The 13,760-nt window shown below is 67.7% G+C and carries 9 protein-coding genes; 7 read left to right on the forward strand and 2 right to left on the reverse strand.

Translation table 11 applies throughout. The features are described 5' to 3' along the window. Nucleotides 1-33: 33 nt before the first annotated feature. Entirely contained in the window at nucleotides 34-696 is a 663-nt protein-coding gene (locus tag HNP52_RS16950) for a hypothetical protein (RefSeq protein ID WP_311768505.1), read from the forward strand. Here HNP52_RS16950 and HNP52_RS16955 read toward each other — a convergent pair whose 3' ends face one another. Both HNP52_RS16955 and HNP52_RS16960 read right to left on the reverse strand, forming a co-directional pair. Continuing rightward, entirely contained in the window at nucleotides 697-2,208 is a 1,512-nt protein-coding gene (locus HNP52_RS16955) for a S10 family serine carboxypeptidase-like protein (RefSeq protein WP_260396196.1), read from the reverse strand. It abuts the gene before it with no gap. An 11-nt stretch (nucleotides 2,209-2,219) separates the two neighbouring features. Next, nucleotides 2,220-3,452: an aminotransferase class V-fold PLP-dependent enzyme gene (locus tag HNP52_RS16960; protein WP_184168796.1), complete on the reverse strand. Its 1,233-nt coding sequence runs from the start codon at nucleotides 3,450-3,452 to the stop codon at nucleotides 2,220-2,222. A gap of 271 nt (nucleotides 3,453-3,723) precedes the next feature. Here HNP52_RS16960 and HNP52_RS16965 point away from each other — a divergent pair, with 271 nt between their 5' ends. The 6 genes from HNP52_RS16965 (at nucleotide 3,724) to HNP52_RS16990 (ending at nucleotide 13,099) form a co-directional block, all read left to right on the forward strand. Continuing rightward, nucleotides 3,724-5,211, forward strand: a complete 1,488-nt coding sequence (locus HNP52_RS16965; RefSeq protein WP_184168797.1) for a S10 family serine carboxypeptidase-like protein — start codon at nucleotides 3,724-3,726, stop codon at nucleotides 5,209-5,211. Between the two features lie 166 nt (nucleotides 5,212-5,377). Beyond that, nucleotides 5,378-8,428: a TonB-dependent receptor gene (locus HNP52_RS16970; RefSeq protein ID WP_184168798.1), complete on the forward strand. Its 3,051-nt coding sequence runs from the start codon at nucleotides 5,378-5,380 to the stop codon at nucleotides 8,426-8,428. A 78-nt stretch (nucleotides 8,429-8,506) separates the two neighbouring features. Then, the gene (locus HNP52_RS16975; RefSeq protein ID WP_184168799.1) at nucleotides 8,507-9,715 is read left to right on the forward strand and encodes a pyridoxal phosphate-dependent aminotransferase; all 1,209 of its coding nucleotides are present in this window, start codon (nucleotides 8,507-8,509) and stop codon (nucleotides 9,713-9,715) included. 2 nt (nucleotides 9,716-9,717) lie between these two features. Continuing rightward, on the forward strand, nucleotides 9,718-11,181 hold the full coding sequence (locus HNP52_RS16980) for a S10 family serine carboxypeptidase-like protein (RefSeq protein WP_184168800.1): 1,464 nt from the start codon (nucleotides 9,718-9,720) through the stop codon (nucleotides 11,179-11,181). After that, nucleotides 11,178-12,512, forward strand: a complete 1,335-nt coding sequence (locus HNP52_RS16985) for an APC family permease (RefSeq protein ID WP_311768506.1) — start codon at nucleotides 11,178-11,180, stop codon at nucleotides 12,510-12,512. The genes HNP52_RS16980 and HNP52_RS16985 overlap by 4 nt, the downstream gene beginning before the upstream one ends. Before the next feature lie 113 nt (nucleotides 12,513-12,625). Further along, entirely contained in the window at nucleotides 12,626-13,099 is a 474-nt protein-coding gene (locus tag HNP52_RS16990) for a hypothetical protein (RefSeq protein WP_184168801.1), read from the forward strand. Nucleotides 13,100-13,760 lie beyond the last annotated feature (661 nt).

Genomic DNA, 13,760 nt, shown 5'->3' on the forward strand with positions numbered 1-13,760 from the left:
ACGCCCCGCGCGCGGGATGATCGAACGGCCGGCGTGAGTAGCGATTCCCCCGAACCCGAAGCGCCCGTGGACCAGAAGAGTGAGGAACGCGCGGCGGAGGCCGCCGCGATCCGCCGCCGCTGGATCACCCTGGGCGAAGTGCTGGCGGTGGTTGCCGTCATCATCTCCGCGTTGACCCTGTGGAACAACTGGAGCGAGCGCAGCGACAGCAAGGCTGCGGAGAGCGCGAGCGCCGAGCGCGCCTCCGCCCGCGCCGGTACGCTCGTGCTGGTCGCCGCCGATTCCGGGGAGCGTGTGCTGGCGCTCAAGCCGTCTTCGGCCGACCAGACCGTGCAGAGCCAGAAGATCTCCTTCCCCTCGCCGCTGGGCATCGCCGCGGTCGAGACCACCGGCGAGCCGCGGATCGATGTGAAATGGTTCGACGAGGCGTTGAAGAAGGCGCGCAACGCGGCGAAGTTGCCCGACAACAGCCGGGGCGACGAGCGGCTGCCGGTGCTGGTCACCACCCAGTTCCTGGTCAATGGCGAGCCGCATTCGGACAGCGCGCTCTACGATGTCGGCTACACGATCTCGGGCAAGCTGCTCGGCGGTCACACGGTAACGCTGCGCGGCATTTCCTTCATCGCCGCCGCGAAGGGCAAGAACGCGGCGGCGAAGCTGGACGAACGCTGGAAGGCGAACTTCCCCGCCCGGTAACTACGGCTTGGCGGCAACGACCTGCGCGACAAAGGCGTGCAGGTCCGCGCTTAGCGCCGCCAGCCCTTCCTCGTCCTCGAACACCGAATGCCCGGCGGCATAGTGATGCGCCGCGACGCGGTCCATCGCCACACCCGCCTGCTCCAGCGCGAACTGCCCGGCATAGACCGGGGTGGTGATGTCGTAATAGCCGCCGCCAGTGAAGCCGCGCAGGCTTGGCTTGGCGTCCATTGCTGCCTTCAGATAGGGCGCGAAGGACATGGCGCGGTAGCTGCCGCCATATTCCTTGTCCCAGTTCCACTTGAAGTTGATGCCCAGGTTAAGGCTGCGATAGGGGCTGGGCAGCGTGTAGCCGAGCTCGGTCTTGAGATAGGTCTCGATCAGCTGCGCCGAACTGGCGCCGAGCGTCATCGAGGGATCGTCGAAGGGGGGGCGGAGCTTGGATTCCGCGATCGCCCTTGTGGCGCGGCCGTCGAGCTGGCCGGTGCGGAGGCCCTTTGACGCCAGCAAATTCAGCATGAAGTCGTAATTGTCGAGCCTCAGGTTCTTCTCCTCCAGCAGCGAAACCGGCAGGCCCGTCAGGGCCGCCATTCGCTCGGAAACCTGCCGGCGCGCCGCAGGGGAGAGATTCGAACCCTTGAGGAGGGCCAGTGCATAATCCCCCTGCGCGAAGGCCAGCGCCTCCGCATAGAACTGCTCGACGCTGCGACCGCCGCGGTCGATCGCCTGGTGATACCAGGCCACCGCAGCCAGGGTCGGCAGCTTGACCACGTCCGAGATCACCGGACCGTCACTGTCGCCGATCGCCAGCGACAACAGCGCCACGCCGTCCGGCAAGGGCTTCTTCGCCTTGCCGGTCTCGTTCAACACCGCAAGCGCCCGCGAAGTTCCATAGCTTTCGCCGACCAGCACCACCGGCGAACCGGTGCGGCCGTTCGCCGCCAGCCAGCGCTCGATCATCAGCGCCACCCCGCGCGCATCGCCCCCGACGCCCCAATAGCTGGAGGCATCCCTGTCCTTGAGCGGCATGCTCGCGCCCGTGCCCACCGGATCGATGAAGACGAGGTCGGCGGTGTCGAGCAGGCTGAACCGATTGTCCTCGAGATGCGCGGCATCGCCCTTGCCGACGATCCGGCGCGGGCCCAGCGCCTGCATGTGGAGCGGCGAGGACGAGGCGCCCGGGCCGCCGTTGAACACGAACAGCACCGGCCGCTTCGTGGCATCGCCCTTCACCTCGGCGAGATAGCCATAGCTCACCGCCACCGCGACCGGCGCGCCGTCCGGCCCCGGCATCGGCAGCTCGGTGACGACGGCGCGATAGGAGAGCTTCTTGCCGCCGATCATCGCGACATGCTGGGTGGTCACCACGCGATCGCTGGCGGCATCGCGCGGGACCATCGGCTCCATCGCCCGCATGAAGGCCGGCGGCATCGGCGCATTGCCGTCCTGCGCATGAACGGCAACGGGGCTGACGGCAGCGAGCAGCAGGGCGACAGACAAAGCACGGCGCATCAGGGGGCCTTTCAGGAAATGCGGGGAAGCGCGGCAAGCAGCCGCTCGATATCGTCCAGGTCGTTGAAGACGGACGGGCAGACACGGAAACGGTTGCGCGACAAGGTAATCTGCACCTTCGCCGCCTTCAGCGGATCGGAGAGCTTCGCATAGGCACCCTCCAGCGCGCAGGTGAGCAACGGGGTGCGGCTGCCCGCGGGCGTGACGATCGTATAGCCGCGCTCGGCCAGCCCCTTGCGCAGCCGCGCCATCAGCGGCTGACGATGCGCGGCGATGCGATCGACGCCGAGCTTGAGGATATAGTCGAGCGACCAGTCGAGCTGCGCGACCACGGTGTGCGAATGGGTGCCGCCGGCGAACAGCCCCTCCATGTCCGGACGGGGCGCGACATCGGCGATCGTCTCGCCCGGCGGATCGAAGGGATAGACGTGCGGCGCGAACTTCGCGAGCTGGTAATAGCCATAGCGGGTGCGCTTGAGCCGGTCGTGCAGATCGGCGCGGGCATAGAGGAAGCCCAGCCCGAAATCGCCCATCAGCCATTTGTAGCTGGCGGTGGACGCGAAATCGACATTGGTGGCGCGCACGTCGATCGGGATCGTGCCGGCGGCGTGGATGATGTCGGCATAGACCAGCGCGCCGCGGGCATGGGCGATCTCGCACACACGCTTCAAGTCGTGCTCGAAGCCATTGTACGTCGACACCAGCGACAGCGCGACCAGCCGCGTGCCCGGGGTAATCGCCTTTTCCATCGCCTCGACCGAGATGCGATTGTCGATGGGCTTCACCCAGGCGACGTCGACGCCCTGCTTCGCCAGCTCCTGATAGAGATAGAAGGAGCCGAAGAAGTGCAGCGTGTCGGTGACGATCCGCCCGCCGGCGCGCGGGAAATCGAGCGCATCGATGACGAGCTGCTCGCCGGCCGTGGTGCTCTGGACGAAGGCGATCTCTTCGGGCGCGGCGTTGATCAGCTTGGCGAAGCTGGCCTTGACCCGGGTCTCGACCGCGTCGGTGGGATAATGGCCATCGGTGGTGGCGCGCTGATCGAGATAGGCGCGCACCGCGTCGCGGGCGCCGAGCGGGATCGGGTGCATCGTCCCCGAATCCAGATAGGGCCCGGGCATCGGCGCGAAGCTCGCCTTGTCGGGCAGCGGCACGGAAGCCACCGTGGCGGAGGCGGCCTGCAACGCCAGCGGCGCGGCGCCCGCCCCTGCCAGGATTTCGCGCCGTGTGACGCCCGATCGCATGCCCCGCCCTTCCCTTATCCGAATTGCCGATCAGCTTAGCGCCGGTTGCGCGAATAGTTTTTGCCGATTTTCGTCGGCGATTGCCCTGCAGCGGCGCCACCGCCTTTCCAAGGCACCCGTCCCTTGCGCATAAAAATTCCCCGCGAGCCCGGATAGGATGGATCGAACTTCTCTTCGTCATCCCCGCGAAGGCGGGGATCCAGAGCCAAGGGCGACAGGGCTTGTGACCCTGGATCCCCGCCTTCGCGGGGATGACGGAGGAGGGGCGGGGATGACGGAAGAAGAGAGCGATGACGGCAGGTGTGTCCGCCACGTCGTGGGTTCGGCAAAGGGAGTGAAGCCGATGAAGGTTCGAGCACTGACTTGCGCGATGCTGCTGGCCGGTGGATCGCTGTTGCCGATCGCGGCGAGCGCCAGAACCTGTACCGGCGACGCGGTGGAGACGCAGCACAGCGCCCGGATCGGCGGCAAGGCGCTGCGCTACATCGCCTGTGCCGGCACGCTGCCGGTGCGCAACCTGCGCGGCGAGGTGCGCGGCAAGATCTTCTACACCGCCTATCTGGTGCCCGGCGCCAGGGCGCGCCCGCTCACCTTCGTCTGGAATGGCGGCCCCGGCGCGGATTCGCGCACACTGCAGTTCCACGCAGTCGGCCCGCGCATCCTCGAGCAGGGCAAGCTGGTCGACAATGCAGCGAGCCCGCTCGGCGTGAGCGATCTCGTCTTTGTCGATCCGGTCGGCACCGGGTTCAGCAAGGCGGACGATCCCGCCCATGCGGCCGACTTCTACGGCACCAATGCCGACATCGCCTCGGTCGCCGGCTTCGTCACCGATTTCCGCACTGCCTATCGCCGCACCGGCTCGGCGCTCTATCTGGCGGGCGAGAGCTTCGGGACGTGGCGCGCCGCCGGCGTGGCCGAGCGGCTGATCGACGCCAAGGTGCCGGTGGCCGGCATCGCGCTGATCTCGGGCGGCATCCCGCTGGGCGACCTGCCCGACCGCAACCGGCTGCGCGCGCTGTCGCTGGTCAACCGCACCGCCACCGCGCATGCGCTGGGCAAGCTTGCGCCCGAGCTGCAGGCCGACCAGCCGCGCGCACTGGCCGAGGCGAGGCGCTGGGCCGAGCAGGTCTATGCCCCTGCCCTTGCCGCACCCGATGCGCTTTCCGCCGATGACCGCGCCAGGGTGATCGCCGGCCTCGCCCGCTTCCAGGGGCTCGATCCCGCGACGATCGACGCCAAGACGCTTTGGGTGTCGCCCCGCGCCTTCCGCACCGGGCTGATCGCCGGCGACACGCTGGGCCTGTTCGACATGCGCAAGACCGGCGCGCCCGAGGACGAGAGCGCCGATGGCCGGACCGTGCTCGATTATTATCGCACCGCGCTGAACTATCGCGCCGGCAGCTATGCCGGGATCGATGCGCCGGAGAGCGATGCCGGCAGCCAGTGGCAATATGACCAGGCGCCGATCACCCCGGACTCGCTCGCCCGCGCCCGTGCCGGCGAAGGGCCGCCCAGCCCCTCCCAGCCCTGGACGCTGCGCGCAATGGAGAAGGCCCCGCGCCTGCGCGCCTGGGTGGCGACCGGCCTGTATGACTCGCTGAACAGCTGTGCCGGCAACGAAGCGGTGGCGGCCGGACTGCCGAAGAGCGTCTCCGCCCGCTTCACCCTGCGCTGCTATGCCGGCGGGCACATGATGTATGAGGATCCGCGCGAGACGCTGCGTTTCGGCAAGGATCTCGCGGCCTTCCTGCGACCCTGAGCATAAATCTTGCGCTCGCTGGCCCAGACATTGCGAATTTGTTTCATATTTTTCGCTCCCGGGCGCGGCTTCGGCAAAAAATTCCGCGCCGCCCGCCTATTCTGATGCCGATCCGGGAAAGAGCCGCACAGGCCACCGGAACGCATTTCAGGGAGCAAGGGGTAGCATGACAAACACACATACCCGCATCGCGCGCCGGCTGATGGCATCGACGGCGCTGTTCACCGCCATGGCCGCGATGCCGGCACTGGCACAGCAGGCCGCGCCGCAGGACACCGGCGCGAACGAGGCCGGCGAGCCGATCATCGTCACCGGCTCGCGCATCCGCCGCCCGGAATCGGATAACGCCGCGCCGGTATCGGTGATCGGCCAGCAGGCCGTGATCGATCGCGGCTATACCAGCGCCGCCGACGCGCTGAACGACCTGCCCTCCAACGTTCCGGTGCTCAACCAGGCCGACGGATCGGGCGAGGCGAGCGGATCGGGCATCCAGGCGCCGAACCTGTTCGGCCTGGGCGCCGGGCGCACGCTGACCCTGGTCAATGGCCGCCGCATGGTCACCAGCAGCTCGGGCATCGGCGATCCCGGCGGCGTGGGCGACGCGCAGGTCGATTCCAACATCATCCCGCTCGGCCTGCTCGAGCGCGTCGAAGTCTATCAGGGCGGCGGCGCCGCCGTGTACGGCTCGGACGCGATCGCGGGCGTGGTCAACTATATCCTCAAGAGCGACTTCACCGGGCTGGTGCTCGACGGGCAGACCGGCATCTCCGGCCGCGGCGACTATGCCACCTACAGCCTGCGCGGCACCGCGGGCACGAACTTCGCCGGCGGCCGCGGCAATGTCGCGATCGATGTGGGCTGGTCCAAGTCGCCGATCCTGCGCTTCTCGGATCGCCCGCTCTCCAATCTCGGCCGCCTGACCGTGAGCAACTCGGCCGATACCGGCCCGAGCGACGGCATCCCTTCGGTGAAGGAGATCTTCAACGCCGCCTTCTGGCCGTTCAACGGCAATGGCGTGATCTTCACCCGCCCGGCGCCGCCGCCCAACTTCCTGGCGCGCAACGCCAGCGGCAGCGCGCTGCAGTTCGATTCCGCGGGCAATGTCGTCGCCTACAACACCGGCACGATCCAGGGCATTCCCTTCGCCTCGGGCGGCGACGGCTTCGCCTATCAGGAGCTGGCCGGCCTGCGCACCGGCGTGGAGCGCTATACCGCCAACCTGATCGGCCATTACGACCTGACCGATCGCATGAAGATCTCGACCGAGCTGCTGTTCGCACGCACCACCGGCAGCGAGATCCCGCAGGGCAACAGCCGCACCACGCTGAACGCCGGCACCTATGCCGGGCCGATCGCCTTCACGATCAACAACGGCTTCCTGACCGCCCAGGCCAAGGCGGCGCTGAGCGCGATCTCGCCGACCTTCGCCGCCGGCGCGCCGATGTACCTGTCGAAATATTTCTACGACCTGGTGCCGGACGCCACCCGCACCACCACCACCGATACCTATCGCGCGCTCGTCACGCTCGACGGCGACTTCGATATCGGCGCGCGCAACTTCTACTGGTCGGTCTCGGGCAGCTATGGCCGGGTCGAGGGCAAGCAGCGCACCTGGGAAGTGATCAACAGCCGCTACAACAACGCGATCAACGCGGTGCTGAGCGGCGGCAAGGTGGTCTGCGCGATCAACGCCGATGCCGTCACCACCAACGACGATGCGAGCTGCGCCCCGATCAATCCGTTCGGCCGCGGCAATGTCAGCCAGGCGGCGCGCGACTATGTGAGCACCCGCGCGGGCATGGACTGGACCAACGAGCAGGTCGACCTGCTCGCGACGCTGGGCGGCTCGCTGTTCAGCCTGCCGATGGGCGATGTCGCGTTCAGCACCGCCTATGAGCATCGCGACGAGAAGGCGCGCTTCTCGCCGCTCGCCGCCAATTTGCAGGGGACCTTCGGCGACGGTTCGACCCAGATCGCCCAGTCCGGCGGCTATAACACCGACGAGCTTTCGGCCGAGCTTTCGATCCCGCTGGTCGGCAAGGACTTCACCCTGCCGCTGGTCAAGGCGCTCGAGCTCAAGGGCGCGTTCCGCTATGTCGACAACTCGCTCGCCGGCAGCGAGAATGTGTGGGACGTCGGGCTGCGCTGGGAAGTGACCAGCGGGCTGACCCTGCGCGGCTCGCGCAGCCGCAACTTCCGCGCGCCGACGCTGACCCAGCTGCTCGCGCCGACCTCGAGCGGGCTCGGCTCGGTGGGCTTCGACCCGTGCGATGCCGACCGGATCAACAGCGGGCCCAATCCGGCGAACCGCCGGGCCAACTGCCTTGCGCTGTTCGCGGCCAACCCCGGCTATGGCGTCGATCCCGACGGCACCGGCGCGGGGCTGAGCGCCGCCCAGCGGCTTGCCCGCTTCCAGGACCCGGCCGAGAATTTCAGCATCGCGACGATCACCAGCGGCGGCAATCGCGGCCTGCGCAACGAGATCTCGGACACGCTGACCTATGGCTTCGTGTTCCAGCCGCGCTTCGTGCCCGGGCTGACGGTGAGCGCCGACCGCGTCCAGATCGACCTGAAGGACGGCCTGTCGCCCTTCACGACCGAGGACTTCATGGCGGCCTGCTATGACGAGGCGACTCCGGACGCGGCGGTGTGCAGCGCCTTCTCGCGCATCGCCAATCCGAGCGCGACGGCGATCGGCGGATCGGTGCTGACCGGCACCACCACCACCTTCAACGCCGGCGTGATCAAGTATCGCGGCGAGAGCTACATGATCGACTATCGCTTCGCGCTGGCCGATGTGTTCGGCGGCGGCGATATCGGCAAGCTCGGGCTGCGCGCGGTGGCGACGCACAATGCGCTGCTGACGCGGTCGGTGACCGGCACGACCTTCACGCGGACCGACGACACCTATCTCAGCCCGAAATGGGTGGGGCAGTTCAACGCGGTCTATGACAAGGGGCCGTTCCGGCTGACCTATCAGCTCGATTATCGCGGGCGCACCCGCTCGGCGGCGAACGCGACGATCGAGACGACGCCGACGCCGATGCTGAGCGCCAATGTGGTCCACAGCATCTCGACCCAGTATGACCTCGGCAATTTCGCGCTGCGCGCCGGCGTGGACAACTTCACCGACAAGGCACCGTCCTACCCGCAGATCGCCTATGGCGACATCCTCGGGCGGCGCTTCTTCGTCGGCGCTACCATCAAGCTCAAGTGATCCCTCGGCCGCCCGGCACCTTGCCGGGCGGCACCCCACAGGCTTGACCCCAGGCACGGACGGAAAACGAACCAGAACATGAACCGGCCGGAATTTACCGACCTCTCTCCCGCGGCCCTGGGCGAAGCGGATATCCCTGGCGCCGGGGCGCCGGTTGGGGAATCCTATTCGCATTGGGTGCGCCGGGTGATCCGCGCCGTCCGTTCGGAGCGCAATTTGCTGGTGAGCCTGTTCGACAGTTCCGTGCCGGAACCCTTCGACCTGCTGCGCCAGATCATCCTCGAAGGATTCTCGGAACCGATCACCTCGCGCTACACCAGCGCCTTCGCCAGCGGGAATCCCTATGTGGTGGAGCAACTCGCCCACCGCTACCAGGTGCCGGCGGAGCAGGTGCTGTGTACCACGGGGGCGACCGGTGCGCTGTCGCTGATCTACCGCGCGATGCTGGCCCCGGGCGACCGGGTGCTGGTGGAGAATCCCGGCTTCGACCTGTTCCACAAGATCGCCGAGACCCACGGCTTCGGCGTCGACCGCTTCGAGCGGCGCGGGGACCGGTTCACGATCGATCCCGACGAGCTCGCCGCGCGGATCGGCCCGCGGACCAGGCTGATCGTGCTGTCCGACCTGCACAACCCCTCCGGCATGGCGCTGGACCGCGAGACCCTCATCGCGATCGGCAATATCGCCGAGGCGCGGGGGATCAGCGTGATCGTCGACGAGGTCTATGGCGACTATGTCGACGCGGCGCTGCGCCCGCTGCCCGCCGCCAGCCTGTCGCCCGCGCTGATCAGCGTGAGCAGCCTCACCAAGTCGCACGGGCTAAGCACCTTGCGCTGCGGCTGGATCGTCGGCGAGCCCGGCCGGATGGCGCGGATCCGCGCGCTGGCCGAGGAGATCGACTTCGGCGTCTCCAACCTCGCCCACGCCTTCGCCGCGCTGGTGCTCGAGCAGCCCAAGATGTTCGATGGCTATCGCAGCCGGATCATGTCGCGCGCGCGGCCGATCATCGAATCCTATCACCGCCACTGGCTCGAAGAGGGGCTGTTCGAAGGCGCCCTGCCCGACTTCGGCTGCATCGCCTTCCCCCGGCTGGTCGGCATCGAGGACAGCATCGCCTTTTCCGAATGGCTGGCGGACCGCTGCGGCGTGATCGTAGCACCTGGCGAGTATTTCGGCGCGCCGGGGCATATCCGGATCGGCTTCGCCCGCGCGCCCGCGGAAGTGGACTATGGCCTGCAGGCCCTGACCGAAGGCCTGATCCGCTACCGGGAACAACAGGGAGGATGAGCATGCGGGGGAATATCAGGCGGCTGCTGGCCGGAACCGCGCTTGCCGCCACCGCCCTGCTAGGCAGCAACGCGGCGCTGGCGCAGGTGCAGGCCCGCAGCGAGCAGGCGGTGAAGGTCGCCGGGAAGACCGTGAAGGTCGAGGCCGAGGTCGGGCTGGTGCCCGTCGCCAGCAAGCCGGGCAAGCAGGACGCGACCGCCGGATACATCTCCTATACCGGACCAGCCCGCGCCGACCGGCCGGTGATCTTCATCTTCAACGGCGGCCCGGGTGCCGCCTCGGCCTATCTCAACATGGGCGCGCTCGGCCCGATGCGCGCGCAGGTACCGCAGGACCCTGCCGCGCCGCTGCCCGCCGAAGCCAGTGTCTCGGCCAATCCGGCGACGCTGCTCGACCTTGCCGATCTCGTCTTCCTCGATCCGCCGGGCACCGGCTTCTCGAGCTTCGCCGAGGATGCCGATCGCGGCGTCTACCAGTCGGTGAAGGGCGATGCCGACGCCGTAGCGCAGCTCGCCCAGGCCTGGCTGGCCGCGCACGGCCGCACCGGCGCGCCGCTCTACATCCTGGGCGAAAGCTATGGCACGATCCGCGCCGCGGCGATGGTCGAGGCGCTACGCCTGCGCGACCCCGCCCTGCAGGTGCGCGGCGTGCTGCTGCTCGGCCAGGCGCTCAACATGATCGAGACGTCGCAGCGCCCGGATAACGTCATCACCTATCCGATCTCGCTGCCGACGCTGGCGGCGATCGCCTGTTACCACCACAAGCGCCCCGCCGCGTGCGATCCCGCCAAGAGCGCCGCCGAGGCGACCGCGTTCGGACCTGTCTATCTCAACGCGCTGTTCCGCGGCGCGGCGCTCGACGCCGCCACCCGCGCCGAGATTGCCGCGAAGCTGGAAGAGCTGACAGGCATCCCCAGCGCTTACTATCTGGCGCACGACCTGCGCATCTCCAAGGAGCAGTTCCGCACCGAGCTGCTGCGCGCCGAGGGCAAGGTGCTCGGCCGCTACGACGCGCGCTACACCGCGCCGCGCCCCGCCAATGCCGGCGAGATCGTCGGCCCCGATGCTTTCTCGGCGGTCTCCGACCTGTACGGCAAGGCGGTGCTGGGCGAGCTCAAGCGCATCGGCGTCGCCGACCCATCGGTCTACAAGGTGATCGCGCGCTTCCCCGGCGACTGGGCCTATGGCGCCGGAGACTCGCCGTTCAACGACTGGCCGTTCATGGCGCAGCTCGAGAAGAACATGGTCGCCAATCCGAAGATGCGCCTGTTCGTCGGCACCGGGCTGTTCGACCTGACCACCACCGTGGGCGCGGCCGATTATCTGTTCGCCCAGTCCGCGCTTCCCGCCGAGCGCTACAGGAACGCGCGCTATCCCGCCGGCCATGTCGCCTATTCGGATGACGCGAGCTGGCAGAAGCTGGTCGCCGATATCCGCGCCTTCCTGATCGCGGGCGCCGCCCAGTGAGCGAGGGCGCGGGCGACGAGAAGCTGGCCAAGGGCATCGACCTTGGCGGCGTGATCGCCATGGGGCTCGGCACCGCCGTGGGCGTGTCGATCTTCTCGGCGATCGCCCCGGCCGCCGCGATCGCCGGGCCGGCGATGCTGCTCTCGGCATTGATCGCCGCGCTGCCGATGTACCTGATCGCGGTGAGCTACGCCTTTCTCGGCTCGGCGCTGCCGGTGTCGGGCGCGTCCTTCGCCTGGCCGGCGCGCTTCCTGAGCCCGAGCTGGGGCTTCTACATCGCCTGGGCGCGGATCATCGCGAACATGGGCGCGATGGTGGTGCTGTCGCTGGTGCTCGTCCGCTACGCTTCGATGCTGGTGCCGCTGCCGGTGAAGCCGACCATGTTCCTGGCGCTGCTGCTGGCGCTGCTGCTCAACCTGTTCGGCGTCCATATCGCCACCCGCGCGCAGAAGATCCTGCTGACCGGCATGCTGATCCTGTTCGCGATCTTCGTGGCCTGGGGCGGCGCGACCGCGGTGAATTTCGACCATTTCGAGCCGATGTTCCCGCAGGGCTGGCAGGGCATGATCGCCGCCACCCCGCTGCTGATGGGCCTGTTCTTCGGCATCGAGGCGGCGACCGAGGCCGGCGCCGAAGTCGCCAACAGCCGGCGGACCATTCCGCTGGGCATCGCGCTGTCGATCGGATCGGCCACCCTGCTGTATCTCGCGGTCGGCTTCGTCGCGCTGGGCGTGCTCGGCGCGCCGGCATTGGGGGCGAGCCAGGCGCCGATCCTCGACGCCGCCAAACAGTTCATGGGACCGGTGGCGACGCCGCTGATCGTGCTCGCCGCGGTGCTTTCGATCGGCAAGTCGCTCAACGCGATGTTCGCGATGTTCAGCCGCAGCCTCTATGCGATGGGCACCGCCGGCATGCTGCCCGCCGCCTTTGCCCGGGTCCATCCGCGCTGGAAGACACCGTATGTCGCGCTGATCGCCGTGTTCGCGATCGGCTGTGTCGGGCTGTTCCTGCCGATGGAGCTGACCTTCCTGTTCCTGGCGGTGAACATCCCGAACCTGCTCAAATATGCGAGCATCTGCCTGTCCGCCGCGCGCGTGACCGAGCGCCATCCCGAACTATACGCGGCCGCAGCGTTCAAGCTGGCCCCGGGCCCGATGCGGCTGGTTTCCTATGCCGGTACGCTCTGCGCGCTGGCGCTGATCCTGGTCGGCTTCGAAGCGGACTGGCGACCCTATGCGCTGCTGGGCGGCTGGCTGGTGGTGGGGGTGGTTTTCCGCCTGGCCATGACGCGCGGGCGGCGCCCTGCTGCCCACCACGACGTAGGCCCATAGAAGCGGACCGGTCGCTCACGCCCGGATATCGAGCGCTTGTGACGCCTTTCGTTCGCTGGCAGGATCGATTGACGGGCTTGGGACCAGGGGCAGGCAAGATGAAATTGGGGACGATGAGTGCGGTCTCGGCATCGTTTGTGGCCCTGCTTTCTGCGTCGCAGGCGCGCGCCGATGACTTCGTGGTGCTGAACTCGCCGGGGTATCGCACGGTGGTGGTTGCCGACCTCAACACGCTGGAACGCAGCGGCGATGAGCTCCGCGTCGGCATTTTCGTCTTCCCGCGGACCGGTTCCGGCGCGGACATGCTGCAGGCCGCTGCCGTGATGCGGTGCGGCAAGAACATCATGAATTCCGATCGCACCGCCTATTACGACGTGACGATCGCACAAGGGCGCCTCGACGGCCTCCGGTTGATCCGCGAAGAGGTCAGCAATTTCGACGGCAATACCGGCACGCAATACGGGCTGGACAACAGCGTCTACGCGGCGCTCCTGCCGCTTTGCAGCGGCACGCCGACAAGCGCCCGGCGCGAGAAGGGCGACGAGAACGGCGTCGTCGGGAAGCTGGCACCCGAATTCGTGCCCTGACCCGGTGCGCCAGCGGCGAGATTGCCGTCATTGTGCAGATCAGGCCCGGAGTGGACCGTTAGCTGCCAATCCGCTTTTGGACGCCACCACGCCATAGCTGCCGTCGGTGCGAGACATCTTCGAACGGCAGCTCACGCCCCAAAGTCGATCGTCCGCGCTGGAGCTGAACAGGGTCCAAAGCAGTCGCTTATGACGTTCAGGTCTTACATCGCACGGAAGTCCTGGTGTGGCCCCCTCTTCGAGGGGGACGCGTGTGAACGACACTCCATGCCCCGTCCGCTTGAACAAAGTCAGCGACACAAGCCAAGGTATCCGGAGCCATCTCATCCATTACCCTGACCGCACCACCGTCACGATACAGGGCAAACGAGCACCGCTGACCGGAACGTGTCTTCGCACATGCCAGCGCCTGGATGTGGAGGTTCGGAGCGGTATCACTTCCCGCCTGATACCAAAGCGAGGCCAGGCGAGCGCCGTTACCGATCATCGCATTCCTCTGCAGATCCACCCAAATGGCCGATTGGAGTTCGCCCTTCAGCGGCTCCGGTGGCGCCTCGAAGGTCTGCAATGCAGCGATGAGAACGACAGCGAGCATTTCCAAAGGTAACATGCGATCTGTCCGCTATCCAAGTCGTGCCTATGGAGCGGATAGGCAGCTCCC

The sequence above is a fragment of the Sphingomonas kyeonggiensis genome (assembly GCF_014204495.1).
In the GTDB taxonomy this organism is placed as follows: Bacteria; Pseudomonadota; Alphaproteobacteria; order Sphingomonadales; family Sphingomonadaceae; genus Sphingomonas; species Sphingomonas kyeonggiensis_A.

Coding starts and splice junctions, on each gene's coding strand:
- HNP52_RS16975 (WP_184168799.1), top strand. CDS start 8,507: ATGAACCGGCCGGAATTTACCGACCTCTCTCCCGCGGCCCTGGGCGAA.
- HNP52_RS16960 (WP_184168796.1), bottom strand. CDS start 3,452: ATGCGATCGGGCGTCACACGGCGCGAAATCCTGGCAGGGGCGGGCGCC.
- HNP52_RS16990 (WP_184168801.1), top strand. CDS start 12,626: ATGAGTGCGGTCTCGGCATCGTTTGTGGCCCTGCTTTCTGCGTCGCAG.
- HNP52_RS16970 (WP_184168798.1), top strand. CDS start 5,378: ATGACAAACACACATACCCGCATCGCGCGCCGGCTGATGGCATCGACG.
- HNP52_RS16955 (WP_260396196.1), bottom strand. CDS start 2,208: ATGCGCCGTGCTTTGTCTGTCGCCCTGCTGCTCGCTGCCGTCAGCCCC.
- HNP52_RS16965 (WP_184168797.1), top strand. CDS start 3,724: ATGACGGAAGAAGAGAGCGATGACGGCAGGTGTGTCCGCCACGTCGTG.
- HNP52_RS16980 (WP_184168800.1), top strand. CDS start 9,718: ATGCGGGGGAATATCAGGCGGCTGCTGGCCGGAACCGCGCTTGCCGCC.